Origin of the sequence: Shewanella sp. Sh95, assembly GCF_001308045.1 — a bacterium.
In the GTDB taxonomy this organism is placed as follows: domain Bacteria; phylum Pseudomonadota; class Gammaproteobacteria; order Enterobacterales; family Shewanellaceae; genus Shewanella; species Shewanella xiamenensis.
In genome coordinates this window covers 1-19,220 of the sequence record NZ_LGYY01000238.1, presented here as the reverse complement: position 1 = coordinate 19,220, position 19,220 = coordinate 1, and the positions used below count along the sequence as shown (strand labels likewise).

The 19,220-nt window shown below is 47.6% G+C and carries 16 protein-coding genes; 6 read left to right on the top strand and 10 right to left on the bottom strand.

What is annotated here, in order from left to right; genetic code table 11:
* Window positions 1–423: 423 nt before the first annotated feature.
* A complete protein-coding gene (locus tag AEA42_RS22720; protein WP_197278456.1) occupies window positions 424–582 on the top strand; it encodes a hypothetical protein in 159 nt (52 codons plus the stop codon).
* A 101-nt stretch (window positions 583–683) separates the two neighbouring features.
* Here AEA42_RS22720 and trmL read toward each other — a convergent pair whose 3' ends face one another.
* Window positions 684–1,148, bottom strand: a complete 465-nt coding sequence (trmL, locus tag AEA42_RS18355) for a tRNA (uridine(34)/cytosine(34)/5-carboxymethylaminomethyluridine(34)-2'-O)-methyltransferase TrmL (protein WP_055648491.1) — start codon at window positions 1,146–1,148, stop codon at window positions 684–686.
* Window positions 1,149–1,339: 191 nt separating this feature from the next.
* Here trmL and AEA42_RS18350 point away from each other — a divergent pair, with 191 nt between their 5' ends.
* Window positions 1,340–2,194 carry an EamA family transporter gene (locus tag AEA42_RS18350; protein ID WP_055648490.1) on the top strand — a complete coding sequence of 285 codons (855 nt, stop codon included), beginning with the start codon at window positions 1,340–1,342 and terminating at the stop codon, window positions 2,192–2,194.
* A complete protein-coding gene (locus tag AEA42_RS18345; RefSeq protein ID WP_055648489.1) occupies window positions 2,195–3,151 on the top strand; it encodes a LysR family transcriptional regulator in 957 nt (318 codons plus the stop codon). It abuts the gene before it with no gap.
* Here the strand turns inward: AEA42_RS18345 and AEA42_RS18340 are convergent.
* Entirely contained in the window at window positions 3,116–3,985 is an 870-nt protein-coding gene (locus AEA42_RS18340) for a patatin family protein (protein ID WP_055648488.1), read from the bottom strand. The genes AEA42_RS18345 and AEA42_RS18340 overlap by 36 nt on opposite strands.
* A gap of 80 nt (window positions 3,986–4,065) precedes the next feature.
* Complete coding sequence (locus tag AEA42_RS18335) at window positions 4,066–5,028, bottom strand: LysR family transcriptional regulator (protein ID WP_082389680.1); 963 nt, start codon at window positions 5,026–5,028, stop codon at window positions 4,066–4,068.
* A 122-nt stretch (window positions 5,029–5,150) separates the two neighbouring features.
* Here AEA42_RS18335 and AEA42_RS18330 point away from each other — a divergent pair, with 122 nt between their 5' ends.
* Window positions 5,151–7,142: a ligand-gated channel protein gene (locus AEA42_RS18330; RefSeq protein ID WP_055648487.1), complete on the top strand. Its 1,992-nt coding sequence runs from the start codon at window positions 5,151–5,153 to the stop codon at window positions 7,140–7,142.
* A gap of 57 nt (window positions 7,143–7,199) precedes the next feature.
* On the opposite strand, the gene AEA42_RS18325 is transcribed toward AEA42_RS18330, so the two are convergent.
* The 3 genes from AEA42_RS18325 to AEA42_RS18315 all read right to left on the bottom strand — a co-directional run bounded on the left by AEA42_RS18325 (window position 7,200) and on the right by AEA42_RS18315 (window position 9,860).
* Window positions 7,200–8,141, bottom strand: coding sequence for a DUF4424 domain-containing protein (locus tag AEA42_RS18325; protein ID WP_055648486.1), 942 nt, complete (start codon window positions 8,139–8,141; stop codon window positions 7,200–7,202).
* A gap of 30 nt (window positions 8,142–8,171) precedes the next feature.
* Window positions 8,172–8,405 (bottom strand): hypothetical protein, encoded by a 234-nt coding sequence (locus AEA42_RS18320; RefSeq protein ID WP_037423496.1) that lies wholly within the window; start codon window positions 8,403–8,405, stop codon window positions 8,172–8,174.
* A 117-nt stretch (window positions 8,406–8,522) separates the two neighbouring features.
* The gene (locus AEA42_RS18315) at window positions 8,523–9,860 is read right to left on the bottom strand and encodes a coproporphyrinogen III oxidase family protein (protein WP_037423493.1); all 1,338 of its coding nucleotides are present in this window, start codon (window positions 9,858–9,860) and stop codon (window positions 8,523–8,525) included.
* Between the two features lie 386 nt (window positions 9,861–10,246).
* On the opposite strand from AEA42_RS18315, the gene AEA42_RS18310 reads away from it, so the two are divergent.
* Both AEA42_RS18310 and AEA42_RS18305 read left to right on the top strand, forming a co-directional pair.
* Complete coding sequence (locus AEA42_RS18310; RefSeq protein WP_055648485.1) at window positions 10,247–11,173, top strand: bile acid:sodium symporter family protein; 927 nt, start codon at window positions 10,247–10,249, stop codon at window positions 11,171–11,173.
* 844 nt (window positions 11,174–12,017) lie between these two features.
* The gene (locus AEA42_RS18305; RefSeq protein WP_037429215.1) at window positions 12,018–14,075 is read left to right on the top strand and encodes a TonB-dependent receptor; all 2,058 of its coding nucleotides are present in this window, start codon (window positions 12,018–12,020) and stop codon (window positions 14,073–14,075) included.
* A gap of 80 nt (window positions 14,076–14,155) precedes the next feature.
* On the opposite strand, the gene AEA42_RS18300 is transcribed toward AEA42_RS18305, so the two are convergent.
* The 4 genes from AEA42_RS18300 to AEA42_RS18285 form a co-directional block, all read right to left on the bottom strand.
* Window positions 14,156–15,139, bottom strand: a complete 984-nt coding sequence (locus tag AEA42_RS18300) for a formate dehydrogenase subunit gamma (protein WP_037423443.1) — start codon at window positions 15,137–15,139, stop codon at window positions 14,156–14,158.
* Window positions 15,140–15,215: 76 nt separating this feature from the next.
* Complete coding sequence (gene fdh3B / locus AEA42_RS18295) at window positions 15,216–15,785, bottom strand: formate dehydrogenase FDH3 subunit beta (RefSeq protein ID WP_037423445.1); 570 nt, start codon at window positions 15,783–15,785, stop codon at window positions 15,216–15,218.
* Between the two features lie 29 nt (window positions 15,786–15,814).
* Entirely contained in the window at window positions 15,815–18,667 is a 2,853-nt protein-coding gene (locus AEA42_RS18290) for a molybdopterin-dependent oxidoreductase (RefSeq protein ID WP_037429193.1), read from the bottom strand.
* Window positions 18,668–18,684: 17 nt separating this feature from the next.
* Entirely contained in the window at window positions 18,685–18,885 is a 201-nt protein-coding gene (locus AEA42_RS18285) for a twin-arginine translocation signal domain-containing protein (RefSeq protein ID WP_037423451.1), read from the bottom strand.
* Window positions 18,886–19,220 lie beyond the last annotated feature (335 nt).

Here is a 19,220-nt window from a genome sequence, read left to right as displayed (position 1 = left end):
GCATAACATTTTATTCGTGCGCATGCGCGTTTATCACGTTAGACCAGTAAAAACGCGCACAGTTAACTATCTGTATGTAAAGAAGTTATCAGATTTTTTACAAATACACCATCCGGAAAAACGCGCATGCGCGTTTTCCAAACCTATTAACTAAGCTCAATATATTTTATCCAATTGATTTAAAATGACTTTCAATTTTATTTTTTGGAAAAACGCGCACGAATGTTGTTCTCAAAACCCTCAAAAACTAGCGTAATACGATATGACTGTATATCTAACTAGGATTCGGCTGTTATAGAGAAGCACTAAAGTGGAGGGCTAATAGATGAGATTTTGTAGGGTAACTCTTTCGTAAAGTCCAGAACGAACAAACGTGTGCTAACAAGTTTTGGGGCAATATCTTTTAGCCAGATGAACAGTTCAATGGTCGTAAAGATTGTCATTGTTGCAACTGTGACCGTTGGTGGCATGGATGCCGCCGTCGAGCCCTCAGGGATGAGTTTATGGCGTGTCACAGGGGAAACAATGACAATTCATCCAACATACCTGACGGCAAAATTACTGGCTTTCAGGCCGAATTGAGTTAAAGCTATCTTTCGGCGTGGATGGCTGAATGATTTGGTTGAGTGATTGGAAAATTGGCTGGTGAAGTCCAGCCTAATCCAAATCAGTATTCCTAGGTATTAAATTGCGCCTTCAAACCCGAGCTGACGCCAGGCTTCGTAGCTGATAATCGCCACGGCATTGGAGAGATTAAGGCTGCGACTGGTGGCCGCCATCGGAATGCGTAATCGCTGCTCGGTTGGAATCGACTCGATAATCGACATAGGTAGACCACGGGTCTCAGGGCCAAATAACAGCACATCATCCTTGGCAAAACTGAGCTCAGTATGGGGGCGACTACCCTTAGTGGTACAGGCCATAATGCGTTTGCCTGCCATGGCTTCGAGGAAGGCATCGAAGTCTTTATGGCGAGTCACATTGGTTAAATCGGCATAGTCTAGGCCCGCGCGGCGCAGTTTTTTCTCTTCAAAATCAAACCCAAGTGGCTCAATAAGATGGAGCTGGCTGCCGTTGTTTGCGCAAAGGCGAATGATATTACCCGTGTTGGGTGCGATTTCTGGCTCATAGAGTGCGATATGGAACATGCTTGCCCGCCTATAAAAAATGACGCCCGATTATACGGCAAGCAAGGCTTAAGCGCAGCTCTGCGTGCGCATATCTACAGCGGCATAAACGCTAGTCCCTTTTCTCCCTATTAACCTTATCTCAGCACTTGCCTGTTTTATTCTCTCAAAGTAATATATCTCAATATCAAGATACTTTTTAAGAAGTCATTATGCCGTTTGTGATTGCGTTACTCGCCCCGGTGTTTTGGGGGACCACTTATGCACTGGTGAGTCTTTACTTACAGGATATGTCGCCCTACTGGGTGGCGGTTTGGCGCGCGCTGCCTGCGGGCATTTTGCTGCTGATGCTGCGCCCACGTTTGCCGACGCTGGCGTGGTCTAAATTAAGCTTGCTGGCGTTTTGTAATATTGGCGCCTTCTTTGCGCTGCTGTTTATTGGCGCCTATCGGCTACCCGGCGCCGTCGCGGGTACGCTGGGGGCGACTTTGCCATTAATCTTTTTGATCCTCGCTTGGCTGATCGATAAAAAACGTCCGGGGATGAAGTGGTTACTGCTCGGTTTGATGGGCCTTGCAGGAGTGATTTTATTGCTTAATCCCTCGGCGGATCTCGACCCGATTGGTGTCCTGTGTATGTTGAGTGCGACGACTCTGATTGCCTTTTCTTCCCGTTGGATGCAGCGCTGGGATGTGGGCGATTTTTTAGTGCTGACCGCTTGGCAATTACTCTTGGGGGGATTGATGTTGATCCCGCTGGCGTGGTTTATGGCGGGACCGCCACAGATACCGAGTATGGATGTGGTTCCCTCGTTAATCTGGTTGGCTACCGCCAATACCGCGGTGGCTTATTGGGCTTGGCTGTGGTCAATGCGAAATTTAGGACCAGAAATCATGGGGATGGTGGCTTTAGTCAATCCCGTGGTTGCCGTATCATTAGGTGTATTGATTGTGGGTGAAACCTTAGATATGCGGCAGTGGGCGGGGATTTTAGTGATTTTACTGTCGCTGCTGCTGATGAAGTTGCCGCAAAAATTGAGGTGGAGTCCCTTAAAAGCGAGGGGTTAAATGCTAAAACACTTAGACTTAAACTTACTGCCCGTACTAGAAATCCTTCTCGAGGAGCAGAGTGTCACGGCCGCAGCGGCACGGCTGCATTTAAGTCAGTCGGCTGTGAGTAAGCAATTGACTCGCCTGCGCGAAGTGTTTGATGACCCCTTATTCGAGCGCACCGCCTACGGGCTAAAGCCGACGCCCAAGGCGTTGTCGCTGGCGCCCGACTTACGCCAATGCTTACAGCAATTAGCGCAATTTACTCGGCCCGATAGTTTTGAGCCCGCCTTAAGCCAAAGACAATTTCGAATGCATCTGGTCGAAACCACCTATTCGCTGACCTTTCCACATTTTATGCCTTCGCTATTGGCGCAGGCGCCCGGTGTGAGCATCAATTGCCAAACCTGGCGGCTCGATACCATGGACAGATTGCTGCGTTGCGATATCGACTTGGCTATTGGCTGCCGCGAATGGGATGAACGTTCGCCCATGCATGTAAACCATATTCCGGACGATATCCATTATGTTGAATTGGTTCAGGATTACATAGTGTGTCTGATGCGCAGTGACCATCCTGCACTTTCGCAGGAATGGAATCTCGACACCTTTTTAAGCTATCGCCAATTACAGGTCGCCTTTGGTGGCTTGGAATATTGGTTGTTAGACGATGTGCTGCAAATCCAAGGGCGTAAACGAGATATTGCGGTCAATATGACCGACTTCCAGAGTGCGCTTGCCCTGTGTGAGCAAAGCGATTTGATTCTCTGCGCTCCTTCCCGTTATGCCTTGGCGGTGATGAAGTCGTTTGATCTTAAGTATTTACCCTCGCCGATTAAACTGATCCCCGGCGCTTACCTGCTGATGTGGCATAAGCATTTTGAACACGACCTTAGCCATAAATGGTTGCGAGAACTGATTATCGACAATGTCCGTGCCTCACTGCCTAACATCAGTGCTAAGCCAAGCCTGTAACTTGGGCAGAATCGTCTGACCATCCGCCAGCCCTTGGTGATACACGGCGGTCACTTTATCGATATTGCGGTCAAGCCGCGACAGATTAAGTGGTGCAGCAGGGCGGATCACAAAGGACTGGCCGCTGGCAACACTCTGGGCGAGTTCCTCGAGGGATTGGTTATAACGTTGGTGGCGTACCTTGAGCGCAGCGGCTACTGCTGGATATGGTTGATAACGCTTGCGAGCTAACCAATTGAACTTCATCGGCGATTTTCGATAGCTTGCATCTTGGGTCAGGATCACCACCTGGCGTTTATAGCCATCTTGCAGCGCCTGCGCTACCGGAATGGGGGCGGCGATGCCACCATCGAGGTAGGTTTGGTGGTTTATCGGATAGGGATTGGCCATAAAAGGCAGGCTCGAGGAGGCGATAAGCACGTCGAGCAATTTGTCGTGATCTTGAAAATCGGCCATGCCAAAGAAATCTGTCCGTCCTGTCTGGCAATTAAATGCCCCGACCTTAAACTCGGTTCCACTGGTTAAAAAGGTTTTAAAATCAAAAGGCAGTAACTCATAGGCCATACGCTTATAGGTAAAATCGGTATTGACGTAATTCCCCGTGGCTAACCAGTGGCGTAGCCCCATGTAGCGCTTATCCCGCAGATATTGCTGCTGAATTTTTAAATTGCGCCCAAATTGGCGTGAGACATAAGAAGCGGGATAAATCGCCCCCGCCGATACACCTATCACATAGGGGAAGTGCAATTGTTGCTGCAAAAAGGCATCTAACACGCCGGCGGTATAAATTGCCCTCAGGCCGCCGCCCTCTAACACTAAGGCTACATCTTGCATTACGTTACTACTGCTTAATCGAATGGATAAAACAGCATACTCTAACTCACCTGATAAATGAAACGCATGCCTACGAGTGCTTAGGCGGGGATGGCTAATCTCGGCGTGAGTTCGCAGGTGCTGGGTTGAGTCAGTAATGCTGGATTCGGACTAAAATCCATCTGGCTAAAATATTGGCTGAGCGCAGTGATGGCTTCTTTCACTTTGGCGGGCTGTTTATCCCGCGCCGAGGTCACGCTGTAAACGCTGTAGGTGCGTAGAGACCAGTCGGGCAAAAGTGTCACCAATTGGCCAGATGCAAGGTATTGATGCACCTCGGGCTCTGGTAATACGGCATAGCCTAATCCATCGAGGGTGAGTTGGATAAGCGTCTGCATATTATTGACGTTGATGCGCTGGGCTGGGAGTTCGACTCGCTCTTGAGTCTGTGAATGGGTTAAGAACTCGGGCTTAGCATAGCAATGGCTAATACGGTTGAACCCTTGTAACTCGTGAGGATGCTGTAGGCTCTGATGCTGGGGAATATAGCTCGGAGCGACACACAGTAACATACGCCAATCTGCCAAGGGGCGAGCGATAAGGTTCGAATCCGATAGAGGGCCGATGCAAATCGCCAGATCGATTCCTTCGTTAACTATATCGATTGGACCGTCCTGTAATTGCAGATTGAGACTGATCTGTGGGTGAGCCTCCAATAAATGTGCTAATGGCTGGCTGAGTAAACCACCACCAAAACCGACTGGCGCGGCGATTTTAAGCTCCCCCGAAGGCGTGCCCTTTAATGCATGCAGCTGTTGTTCGGCGCTTTCTACTATTTTTATGATTTTAATGCAGTTTTCATAAAATAACGTTCCCGCCTCCGTGAGTGTGAGGTGGCGGGTATTACGGTGAAACAGACTAATTCCCATATCCATTTCAAGTTTTGCGACTTGTTGGCTCACCGCCGATGAACTCAGATTAAGCTGTGTTGCCGCAGCGCTCATCGAGCCTTTTTCCGCGATGGCGGCAAACACGATCATGCCCTTGACCATATTTCTATTCATTCTTAAGCAACTCTTACAAGTGATTACTCAAAGTCTAACTTGAGCCGATTGTAACATAGGGATACATTGCCGTATTGAAAATTATTATCATTTAGAAAACCGTTAAGGGAGATTCATTGGTTATGTTGTTACGTCGTAAAAAGATCCTCGCACAGCTAGTTTCTGCCGCATTATTGCTACCAGCCACTCAGGCTTTGGCGGATACCGCACCCGATCAAGACAAGATGATGGAAAGAATTGTCGTCACCGCATCGGGCTTTGAGCAGCAAGTACGTGACGCGCCCGCTTCTATCAGCGTGATCACCCGTGAGGATCTTGATACACGTTTTTACCGTGACTTAACCGACGCCATGTTAGAAGTCCCCGGCGTGGTGGTGACTGGCGGTGCCGACCGTCGGGACATTAGTCTACGGGGCATGGGCAGCCAGTACACGTTGATCCTTGTCGATGGTAAACGCCAGTCTTCCCGCGAGACCCGCACCAACAGTGATGGTCCTGGTGTTGAAGGCGCTTGGACGCCGCCGCTCGCCGCAATTGATAGGATTGAAATTGTCCGTGGCCCCATGTCATCGCTTTATGGCTCTGACGCTATTGGTGGGGTGATCAACATTATCACCCGTAAAGTGCCCAATGAGTGGCAGGGGGAGCTGCGCCTCGACACCACGCTGCAGGAGAAGTCGGCCTCGGGCAATGTGTATCAGGGCAACTTTTTTGTGAACGGTGGCTTGATTAAAGATTTGCTTGGCGTGCAGTTATACGGCCAATATACCCAGCGTGAAGAAGATAATATCTACGGTGGTTACCGAGGCCGTGATGCGGATAATCTCACCGCCAGATTTGCCCTCACGCCGAATCAAGACCATGACATTATGTTAGAAGTGGGCGTAGCCAACCAAGAGTTGGATAGCACCTTAGGGAAAACCGTTGCGCCATTAGCGCCGGGGGCCAGTTGTGGCCGCAGTGGTTGCCCTGCATCGTCGACAACCGAGTATGAAAACAGCACGATTTCGCTATCTCACACCGGACGTTGGGACTTTGGCACATCGGATACTTATATCAAGCACGAAGTGTACGATAACAAGTCCCGCAAGATGAAAATCAAGAATACCGATGCTCAAACCAGTGTGATCGCCACCTTAGGTGAAAGCCATACGGCAACCTTTGGTGCTGCTTTCAATTATCAAGATCTCACCGATGAAACTGGCAATCAGGTCAGTGACTTAACCGATATTAGTCGCCGTCAATGGTCGGTATTCTCAGAAGATGAATGGCGTATTGTCGATAATTTTGCCTTAACCTTGGGTCTGCGTTTAGACGATGATGAAAACTTTGGTGACCACCTTAGTCCACGGATTTATGGTGTTTGGGGGCTGACCGAGCACACTACCTTAAAAGGCGGTGTGTCGACGGGCTTTCGGGCGCCGAGCCTAAGGCAAACCGTGCCAGATTGGGGGCAGGTGAGCCGAGGCGGCAATATGTATGGTAATCCGGATTTGCAACCCGAAACCTCTGTGAACTATGAGTTAGGCATTTACACGGATTTGACCGATTCCATCACGGCCAGTGCTGGTGTGTTCTATAACGAGTTTGAGGACAAGATCACCCGTGTCGCTTGCCCTGCGACTCAATGTACTGATGGGCCGAATCAGTTTGGTTCCGACCCAACCACCTATGTGAATATCGATGAGGCAGTCACCCAAGGGGTTGAGCTGAGTATCGACTATAAAATCCTCAGCAACTTGGCGCTCACGGGTAACTACACTTATACCGATTCGGAGCAAAAAACGGGCGCTTACAAAGGGAGTCCATTGAACCAGCTACCTAAACATCTGGTGCAATTGTCGGTTAACTATGAGCCGATAGATAAGTTAAGCACTTGGCTGCGGGTTAACTACCGTGGTGAAGAGAGCCAACCAACCACTGGGCCTTCCTCAAGCAGTTTGATTGCGCCTTCCTATACGCTGTTAGATTTGGGTGCGAACTATCGCGTTAACGACAGCATTAAGTTCAGCGCAGGTATCTATAACGCCTTCGATAAAGAGATTACTCAAGATGAGTACGGCTATATTGAAGATGGTCGCCGTTACTGGTTAGGTATGACCTATAGTTTTTAACCGCGCTTAAAATTAGTCGCTTAATACAAAAAGCCAGCTTTTAGCTGGCTTTTTCGATTATTCAAAATCCGGTTTACGGATAAATAGGATGCTGAGATCCTGCGTTGGCGTGAATTGTTTTTGCTGAAACTCAAAGGTGAGTGGATCGGTTTTTTTAAGTTCACCATCAAAACACAAACTGACGAGATCAGTCGGTTGGGATTTTTTCAGCGTCAGTTTAAAGTCCTTAATCGCTCCTTGCCAGTTATTGGCCGTGACCAAAATATAGCTAAGGTGGCTCCATTCCACGCCATATTCAACATCTTCGCCGTCTTGTTTAACGACGAGATTACGCTTCTTAATACCTTGCTTAGCACTTTCATCTAAACAGGCAAGTTCAGTGTAAGTATCGATAATACTATTGGCAGTATCGGGGATGCCTGTTGAGAGGCTCGGCGTGTAACTGTGGCTGATGGAGACAGATTGGCCCGCGGGAAAGGTTTGCTGCCACACAAAGTAATCACTTAGGGTAAAGGCGATTTGTTGGTCCTCATCCAACCATTGACTGGGGAGCGCAGGTTTGCCCTTGGGGACTTTGCTATATTCGGCAAAATAGGCGACTTCCTCTACACCCCAGCCGAGTTTTTTAAGCTCTGCAGAAATATCGGTTTTATCGGCAAGTTGAGCGACGAGCCTGTGCTCAGTTGGCTGGGGTTTGCCATTCACTTTAAGGGTGAAGTTATCGATGCTGCTGTGATCGGCGGAGCCAAAAAACATCGGCGGCATGGGGAAGGCGATAGGGACGATAAGATCCTGCGAACAGGTGTTGGTAAACACATAATCGACCCTGATTTCGGCCTCGCTGATAAAGAGTGACTCTTTGTCCATACTGATATGCGGCTGATATTTAAGGGTGATTGAACCATTGGCATCACCAAAACTGCTGTCGTTGGCAAAAACCGATGTGCTAAATAACAACGCGGTTAGAGTGCAAGCTAAGATGCGTAAATAAGATGGCATAAATATCTCAACGAATTGGAAATCAAAAGATTATTGATGGCGGGCAAGTTCGATGGCTGCGGCAATAGCATTGCGTGCTTGCGGGCTGTTTTTCCAGCAAGTGGTGCGTAACATGCTAGCGACGAGGTTGGCGATATCCTCGACCTCATGTTCGGCCAACTGCGCAAGTGAGCTAATACCGATTTCTTCAAAGCGTTTAATGACAGTCGGGCCAACGCCCTTAACGGCGAGTAGTGCTTGTTTTTCTTGATCAGTAAAACCCATAACGAATACTCCTTTATTACTGGGTTGGTCACGAATGCGAATAAACCGAGGCAAGAGTAGCGCGAAATCACCTTAACAAAAAGGCCCATAAAGGGCCTTTAGTGGTTTTACTCTTGCTTACATATCGCAGGGTTTGAGCGGTTTACGCAATTGCGCGCGCACGTTATCCATGCCAGCGTAGAACTCTTTCATCATTAACAGGCCCATCATCTTGCCGTTATCTGTGATGATCAGATTATCGGGATCGGTGGGGTCGTTCTTGATGGCGCCAATCAGCTTCATCGAGGTCATTTCCTTAAACAGGGCTGTGTCTAAGTTAACGCCAAAGGTTTCGCGGAAATATTTACGCGATAGGCGACCGGAGAACATCCCCAGCAGAAAGCGATATTGCATCACATCTTTTTTGTTGTAGTTCTTCTGTTGCTCGACGCCCATCTTGCCAGCGGCGATCCGCTCTTGGTATTTACGTAGCGAGAAGGTGTTAACGTATAAAGTGTCATTCAAAAAGCTAAATGAGCCTGAACCCACCCCTAAATACTCATCGTAGTCGATTACATATTCATCAAAACCTTCGTCATTTGCTTTACCAAATGCCCATGCAGATAACTGATTATATTGACCATTTAAGCTGTTTAAGATCTGGCGATATTGGTTGGCCATATCCGCCTGTGGTGCGGCCAGTTTACCTTTAACACTCTTACGCGTTTGGTGCGTAATCATCAGTGGATAGGTGGTGATCTGTCTTGGGTCGAGGCGTGAGGCCATGTCTAAGTCGTGCTGGATCACTTCATCGGTTTGGCCGCGGAAGCCAAAAATCAGGTCGACGTTGATAATGGGGAACAGCTCTTTAGCCGCCATGATCTTGTCGAAGGTTTGTTGACCTGTGCCGAATTTTTCGAGGCGGTCGGTCATTTTTAAAATGTCATCGTTAAAGCTTTGTACGCCGATGGACATACGATCCACTAAGCCCTTGAGTTGTTTAAAGCCTGGGCTGTCTAAATGCTGTGGATCGGACTCGCAAGACACTTCTTTAATGCTTGGGAATAAGGTCTTTGCATGCTCAATGGTGCGGGCGAGTTCGTCTTCTAATACTGTGGTGGTGCCACCGCCAATGTACATAGATTCAAAGTCATAGCCTAAGGCTTTGACCATCTCCATCTCTTTACGTAGGGAGATAAAGTAAGCGCGCGCCTTGTCTTCCTTAAACATAAAACGGTGGAAGGTGCAGTAAGAACACAAGGTATGGCAGAAGGGCACATGGGCATAAAGCATGTACTTTTTACCTTCGACCGGAGCGGGCATGATGTCGGCGGAGAGCGTATCAAGGCGAAGATTCTTATCGACATAATACTGCATGACTCGTTCCATCGAGCTGAGCATCCAGTTAGGGACGGTAATATTCGCTTGATAAGGCGTTGCGATCGCGCCGCTGAGCGTTTGAATAACTGAAGACATAACGATTCCTATCTGAGAGTGCTAACCGTAAACACCAAAATTGCTTTAGGTAATTCACGACCACCTAGCGCAATTAGACTACCTCGTATGGAGTAAATAAAACGTGAACTGGTTATAAGTTACGGTTTCCTAACAAGGAAATCACGGGCTTTTTGTTAAGCAGATCATGTTTTAGTAAACATAGATGCATATTTACTGAGGTTTTTGGCTCTTTGTTATTGAATTTGAGCGATTAACTTAAGAGCTCAATCGAAAGGCTGAAATGATAAAAAGTTGAGCTTCTTACTTGTGGACGCTTTGGCTTGTGCTGAGGGAGTCAGGCTGTCATTATCCCTGCGGACATTGCTTAATTTCCTCAAATCGCCTGAAATATCGGAGGATCCCCATTGGTTAATATCAACCGCTTTTTTCCGCTATTTGCCTTACTCGGGGCGGGTACGGCGTATTTGATGCCCGCATGGTTTAGCGGATTAAAAACCAGCATAGTGCCGTTGCTGGTGGTGATTATGTTATCCATGGGATTGACCTTAGATTTGCAGGATTTTACCAATGCATTTAAGCAGAAACGCGCCGTTATCACTGGCTTAATCTTGCAATTTACCCTAATGCCCTTAAGTGCCTTAGTCATCAGTTTACTGTTAGGGCTCAATCGGGAGTTGACCATAGGCATGGTGCTGGTGGGGAGCGTGGCAGGCGGCACGGCATCGAACGTGATCTGCTATTTGGCCAAGGGTGATGTCGCCTTATCTATCACTATGACGGCGCTATCCACCTTAGTGGGTGTGGTGCTCACCCCGTTGATTATCCAGCTATTAATCGGCGAGATGGTCGCTATTCCTTTAGTGGATATGCTAGTCAGCCTCGTTAAAATCGTGCTTATCCCAGTAACTGTGGGTGTGGTGTTGAATCACTTCTTTAAACCGCGGGTGGCTAAACTTGCCCCTGCATTACCCATTATTTCTATCGTGGCGATTGTGCTGGCCATCAGCATTATTGTGGCCTTAAATGCGGGGCAATTTGCGCAGGTGGGGCCTGTGATTTTACTCGCGGTGTTTCTACATAATGGCTTAGGACTCGCCTTGGGTTATACCTGTTGCCGCTTGCTCGGCTTTAGTCACACCGTGTGTAAAACCATTTCGATTGAGGTGGGGCTGCAAAACTCTGGTCTCGCAACTGCTCTGTGTATCAAGTTTTTTAGCCCAGTCTCCGCCGTCCCCAGCGCGATTTTCTCAATTTGGCATAATCTCTCAGGCGCCATGCTGGCAGGCTACTGGGCGAGCCGAGTGCAGAAACAGGCAGATGTATTGAAATAATTCCTGTAATGGTAGCGCTCGATTTATGGATTGATAAGGCGAGAGTTACTGAGGGAAGATTTTTGCTCTGATTAGGGAAAACTTTGGTATCTATTGCGTTTAACCTCGGGACGAACAAGCAGAATATCAACTGCATTCAAAAAGATTTGTACCCGCGGAATAACCGTCCGACGCCAGTGTTGGTCATGAATTTACGACTGACTATTAGCTTCACGACTATCACTTCATTCAGTAAGCATGTGATCGAAACCCTTATCGCCAATACAGGACAAAAATATGGCCACTAGGCGCTTAATTGGACGTTATATAAATCCACCACGACACAGGTAGTAGGCTGATTGATATAAAGAAAGTTGCAATTCGAAATTGATGACTATTAGAGGGAGGAATTCCGACCATTAGTACTAACCAGCCTAATATGGATGCAATTCCTAAAAATAAATTGCTTATCGATAGTGATAGGTTGCCAATAATGATCCCCATGAACACTCCTATCGCTAGGTACATCAATTTTGCTTTTGAAATATCACCCATGGTTTCCGTGTTTCCGCTAATCCTCCTATTAGCAACTTAGAATATAGGCAGAAACAGAAGAACGCTATAGGGTGACTGCTTAAGTCTTTGTGGCCGAATATCTGTAGATATAAAGTTATTGTAACTGACTTATCTTATTAACACTTAAAGTGTTTTTCCTTTCAATACCTAATGTATTTGCGTTATATCACAAAGTGATTTATTGAATGTAAATGATATCGATTATCAATTGTGATTAAGGTTGTTTTAAGATAAATTGTCGGCATTTTTAGTTAACACCTTTTTATCAATGAGTGCCGTCGAGGTTTTTATGAAATGCAGGGCGTTTAAGAAAAGTGCAATTGCCGCAATAGTTTCGAGTTTACTGGTCTCTTCCGTTTATGCTGGTGTGGATGCGGAATCTTCAGAACCGATTGAAAAAATTACTGTTTATGGTGAAAAGATTGAGCGTAGCCTGAAGGATACGACGTCATCTATTTCAGTGATTGATAAGGAAACCCTCGATAGCGGCCAATACCAATCAACCTCAAGTGCCTTATCAGAGGTGCCGAACGTGGTGGTGTTATCCGGCTCTGTGCCCGATATCCGTGGGGTTTCTGGTAATGGTTCGGCCTCCGGATTTAACTCTTTCACCGGTGGGGCTCGTGCGCGGGTATCAACCTTAGTCGATGGTGTGGCGGAGCCTTTTGTTGCGGATCTTACCGGTGATACTGGGCTGTGGGATATTCAACAAATTGAGGTTTTCCGCGGTCCGCAATCGACGATTAATGGTCGTAACAGCATTGGCGGTACGGTATTTATTAAAACCGAAGATCCGACCTTCGATTGGCAGGGCGCGGCTCGCGTGGGTTATCGCAATCAAGATAACTTTATCGACAGTGCCGTGATGCTCTCAGGCCCCATCCTCGATGATGAGTTAGCATTTAGGGTGAGCGGGCAAAATGTGACGGGCGAAACCTACAATAAAGGCTTGGAATACGAGACGAATCCCGCCACATTTGACCAAAATGAGTTGATCACCAATCGCTGGCGCGGCAAATTTTTGTGGCAACCGAGCGCGATTGAGGATCTCAAAGTGCTTTATAGCTTTTCTTACAATGATGAGAAAGGTGACTCAGGGCGTAACTATTTTACCGGTGACGATCCATGGGCATATAAGCCGATTTCCCAACGTTATATCGAGACTAAATCGACAACTCACTCAGTGAAAGTGGATTATGACCTCGGGGAAGGGCAAGCCCTCGATCTGATTGTCGCCTATATGGATTACGATTGGGGCTTTGAAACCTATGAGCCTCTCGTGACCGCCCAGCAATATGTTGATATGGAGGACAAGAGTTATACCGTAGATGGCAAATATAGCTTTGGCCTTAAAGACAAAGATTTCAACGGTTTTGTTGGTTTAGCCTATTTTAAACGTAGCCAAGATTTTGGTAGTACTGGCAGCTCAATCTATAGTGGTGATGACAGCACTAAGTCAGCCTCCGTTTATGGTGAAGTCACCTATGGGCTCGCCGACTCGATCTGGATTACTGTTGGTGGCCGCGTGATGCGTGAGGAGCAATTACGTAACTTCAACATGCGCTATCAAGGTAGTCTACTTGAGGAAAAACTCGATGACGCCAATACCGTTACCCTGCCGAAGTTAGTACTGCAATACGCGCTGAATGATAATACCACCTTAGCGGCCAGTGTTCGTCGTGGTTATAACTCGGGTGGTGGCGCGCTGTCTTTGGTGGAAAGCGAGTATTACTACTACGATGAAGAGTTTGTAAATACCTATGAACTGAGTAGCCGTAGCGCATTTGCCAATGGCGATGTCAACTTAAGTGCTAATATCTTCTACAACGATTTTGATGGTTATCAAGCGTCTAATAGCGCCCGCAAAATTACCAATATCGATAAAGCCGTCAGTTACGGTATTGAAGCCGAATTCAGCGCCATGTTAACTGAAAACTGGCAGTTTATTTCGGGCGTAGGTTTACTCGATAGCGAAATCAAGCAAGCCGACCCTAGCTATGGGGATATTATCGGTAATCAGTTGAACTCAGCCCCGCACATTACTGCTAATGCCGGATTCAAGTATTGGATGAATGATGCGTTCTCTTTCGGTTTTTCAGGCAACTATGTTGGCGAGTATTTTGCGGATATTAATAATACCGAATCTAGAATAGCGGGTGATTATGTTGTTGCGCGTGTGAGCCTTGATTATCAAACCGATAGCTGGAGAGTTAGCGGCTTTGTCAACAACCTGTTTGATGAGCAAGCGTTGACGGTAAATGAACCCGCCAGCCGCAGTTACCCCGATGGTTATGCCGCGATTATCGATCCCAGAAATATCGGTGTCTCTGTGATGTATCGCTTCTAATCACTGGATCTAACGCACTTATTTTACCCATAAAAAAACCTCCACAATATGCTGTGGAGGTTTTTTATTTTCAGCGACTTTTACTCTTTATATTTCAACGTGCCGTTAGCTTTGATTTCGTCGTACCACAGGTTGTGGTGTTGGGTTGCCCAGTTTTCATCACAATAACCAGACACCATACACTCCATACCGCCTTCTGACATTACCGTTGCCATGAAGATATGCACGATAGAGAAAGCACAGATCACGATGGCGCTCACTGAGTGCAATACCAGCGCGATTAAGCTTAAGGTGCGGCTTGGTTCGAAAAGATTTGGGAACAGTAACAACATGCCCGATGCTGAAATGATTAACCCGAACAGGGCAAAGGCCCAGAACCACATTTTTTCACCGGCGTTGGCAAAGCCTGCATCAGGGTGTTTACCTTTGAATGGACCAAAGTTGATGTAACCACCAACAACCAGGAACCACTTCACGTCGTACATTTTTGGCAGCTGGTTCTTCGCCCATAACACTGTCATCAATGCCCAGCCGATCATAAACGGAATCGCCATCACATCATGGATTTGCTTAGCGCCATAGACGATAGCTTCCCAGATGCCTTCGCCCAACCAAGGTTGGAAGAAGAAGCGACCTGCTAATAAGGTTAAGCCCGTTAATATCAATAGTAAGCACGGAATCGCACCTAACCAGTGAATAGAAACGTCGAATTTAGACCAGCGATGCACTAACTTGCCTGAAAAACCATGGTGTAGCTTAGAAATGCCGTTCACCTTGATAAATAAGACAAAGATAATGATCATGCCGAATAGCGCTGCCATTAAAGCCGGCGCTAACCAGTCGCTACGTAGCTCCAACACCCGTAGATCATAAGTATTGATCGGCTGTGCGTGGAACTCGCTTTGTGAGGTAGTGTATCCCGTCGCGCCATCCTTCAGCTGTGCCCAAATTTGGGCATCAGAGGCTTGAGGTTGGATCGCCTGTCCATCACCACCATTGGCTAGACACACGGCACTAAATAGCAGTGCTATGGCTAGACCTATGTGTTTGAACCATTTGTTCATCATACATCCTCTCTCGCTTAGTGGCGCCTGCAAGCAGGCACCAAGCTAAGTCTGTGGACAGATCCTGTGACCTGAATTAATTCCAAGCCGCGTTTTTAGCACCACGGTAAGCCACGCGCTCACGGAAGATGTTCGAAACAACTTCTGCATCACCCGCTAATAAGGCTTTAGTGGCGCAGAGTTCTGCGCACATTGGCAGTTTGCCTTCAGCAATACGGTTTGAACCGTACTTCTGGCGCTCTGCCTCTGAGTGGTTTTCTTCTGGGCCACCGGCACAGAAGGTACATTTATCCATCTTACCGCGGCTACCAAAGGCACCTTTTTTCGGGAACTGTGGTGCGCCAAATGGGCAGGCGTACAAGCAGTAACCACAACCAATACAGGCATCTTTGTTATGTAGCACAATGCCGTCATCGGTTCTGTAGAAGCAGTTTGCTGGGCAAACCGCCATACATGGTGCATCTGAGCAATGCATACAGGCGACAGAGATTGATGCCTCACCTGGTTGACCATCGTTGATGGTTACCACGCGGCGGCGTTGGATACCCCACTCGAGAGCGGAGTCGTTTTCGTTTTTACATGCGGTGACACAGCCGTTACATTCGATGCAGCGCTTGGTATCACACAAAAATTTCATTGTAGCCATAGTGGCAATTCTCCTAGCTTAAGCTGCACTTACGCTTTAACGATCTGACAGAGCGACGCTTTGGTTTCCTGCATTTGGGTCACAGGGTCATAACCATAGGTCAGTGCTGTGTTACAGGATTCACCGATAACGTAAGGCACTGTGCCCTCAGGGTAGTTAGGCGCTAAGCTTTCGCCGTGCATCACACCCGCAAAGTGGTAAGGCATAAAGGTCACACCTGGTTTAACGCGTGGCGTTACCATGGCTTGTACTTTAATGCGGCCACCTTCGGCGCCCTCTAACCATACAAACTCACCGTTGCGGATACCGCGGTCGGCAGCGTCGCCTGGGTTGATTTCAACAAACATTTCCTGTTGAAGCTCAGCCAGCCATGGGTTAGAACGAGATTCTTCACCACCACCTTCATATTCCACTAAACGACCAGAGGTCAGTACTAATGGATATTTACCGCTGAAGTCTTTCTCTTGGATTGACTTGTACAGTGTTGGTAGACGATGAACTTGCATATCGTCGTAGGTTGGGTACTTAGCGACTAAGTCACGGCGTGCGGTGTATAACGGCTCGCGGTGCACAGGTACTTGGTCTGGGAAGGTCCAAACGATACAGCGGGCTTTGGCGTTACCAAATGGGATACAACCGTGCTTAATTGCCACGCGCACGATACCGCCTGACAGGTCAGTCTTCCAGTTTTTACCTTCGGCTTCGGCTTTTTCCTCGGCAGTCAGATCATCCCACCAACCCAATTGCTTGAGCATATCGGCAGTAAACTCAGGATAACCATCTTGGATTTCCGCACCTTTAGAGTAAGTGCCATCCGCCAAAATGCTTTGACCGTTGTATTCAACACCATAACGAGCACGGAAGTTACCGCCGCCGTCTTTTACGTGTTTGGCTTGGTTATACAGAATTTGGGTACCAGGATGTTTAGCTTCTGGTGTACCCCAACATGGCCAAGGTAAACCGTAGGTTTCGCCCTTCGCAGGCCCCCCTGCGGCTTCAAGCGTTTTATTGCTGAAGGTGCCCCAGTTTTGGGTGTGTAACTTGATACGCTCAGGGCTTTGACCTGTCATACCGATAGTCCACATACCGCGGTTAATTTCGCGAGTAATGTCTTCGATTACTGGTAAGCCGTTTTCTTTGGCGATGCGTTTAGTGTACTGCTCGTCAATACCGAGTTTTTGCGCTAAACGGTACATGATTTCGATGTCGGTTTTTGACTCGAATAAAGGTTGGATAACCTGCTCACGCCATTGGATAGAACGGCCTGAGTTAGACACTGAACCTTGTGTTTCAAACTGAGTCGCAGCAGGTAACAGATACACGCCATTCTTACGACGGTGCATAACACCTGCCATTGTTGGGAATGGGTCGACAACGACGACTGTATCCATCTTGTCTAAGGCATCACGCACTTCACGTTGACGGGTTTCAGTGTTGACCGATTGACCCCAGAAGAAGGCCATACGGATATTGTCTTTCTGAGCCAGTTTGCTCTTGTCTTCTAACACGCCATCGTGCCAGCGAGAACAAGGAATGCCTGGAGTGGTCATTGGATCTTTGCCTAAGTAGGCGTTTTGATCGAAACGGCTCTTCACCCATTCCATATCCAGATCCCACACGTGGGTCCAGTGAGTCCAAGCCGCAGAGGTTAAACCGTAGTAACCTGGTAAGTTATCGAATAACAGACCTAAGTCAGTCGCACCTTGTACGTTATCGTGACCACGGAAAATGTTAGTACCGCCACCAGATACGCCCATGTTACCTAAGGCTAATTGCAGAATACAGTAAGCACGAGTGTTAGCGTTACCGACGTGATGCTGAGTACCACCCATACACCAAATCACAGTACCAGGACGATTATCGGCCATCAGTTTAGCGGCTTGATAAACCACTTCTTCGCTTACGCCAGTGATATCCGCCACTTCTTTTGGCGGGAATTTTTTCACTTCTCTGCGGATACTTTCCATCTCGAATACGCGATGTTTGATAAAGGTTTTATCTTCCCAACCGTTTTCGAAAATGTGCCACAACATACCGTAGATAAACGGAATATCAGTACCAGGACGAATTGCACAGTGCAGATCTGAGTGCGCTGCTGTGCGAGAGAAACGTGGATCAACGACGATGATTTTCGCGTTATTTTTCTCTTTAGCGATCAGAATGTGTTGCATTGAAACCGGATGCGCTTCCGCTGGGTTTGCCCCGATCAGGAAGATAGCATTGGCATTCTGAATATCGTTGAAAGAGTTAGTTTGCGCACCGTAACCCCAAGTGTTAGCAACACCGGCTACCGTGGTAGAGTGACAAATACGAGCAGAGTGGTCGACGTTGTTTGTGCCCCACATGGCCGCCAGTTTGCGGTACATATAGCAGCCTTCGTTAGAAAACTTAGCGCTACCCATGAAGTACACTGAGTCTGGGCCAGATTCTTTACGAATGTTGAGCATTTGGTCGCCCACTTCGTTAATCGCATCTTCCCAAGAGATTTTTTTCCACTTGCCATCAACCAATTTCATTGGGTATTTCAGGCGTTTTTCACCGTGGCCATGCTCACGCAGTGCAGCACCTTTAGCGCAGTGACCGCCGGCGTTGAATGGGTGATCAAATGCGGGTTCCTGACCTGTCCATACACCGTTTTGTACTTCGGCATATAGACCGCAACCGACGGCACAGGCACTACAAATCGTACGTTTAACTTCGATAGGCGCATCGTGCGGTACATCTTTGGCTTCTGCGCGGCGCATCATGCCAGTACCCATCAGAGAAGCGGCTGCGATACCACCGGTAGCAATACCTGCTTGCTTCATAAATTGACGACGGCTAATGCCTAACGTCGGTTTGTCGGCCACTTTGGCGACATCGGACTTGCGAGTTAACTTCATCGCTGACTTCTCCTAGATTAGCTACGCAGGCTATCGTAATAGCTGATAATGTGCGCAGTTTCGTGGTAACCCTTAGGTTCTTTAGTTGTTACCTTGCTGCTCTCGCTGGCTTGGGCTGCACTGATGCCGGTAGCGGCAATTGCGGCGCCGGCTACGCTGCCAACGGTGAGTGCTTTAAGCAAAGAACGGCGAGTTAAATCGCTAGGTTGTTGCTTCATGCTGACTCCTGAAATAGGGATTATGGTTCTTGGGATGGCGCGACTTTTCGAGGAGTGGTGCTTGTTATCAAAAAGTGAAGATTAGAGGTGAAAAAGATAATAAAATCATCTTGCTTGCCGTTAATCATCGCGCGTGACGGCAATATAGTAGGAAAAGATTGAGTAGGATTTGATCTAGAACAGTTTGCGGTAACAGAAGATGATACGCCGAGGGCGTTCAAAATTCTGTGTCAGGCTAATTTTTAAATTTCCAGCACGCTATCTAAACGTCCTTCAAAATAAATCGCTAACTGAGATAAACAAAGGCTCCAATTGTGGATTGGCATGGTCCATTT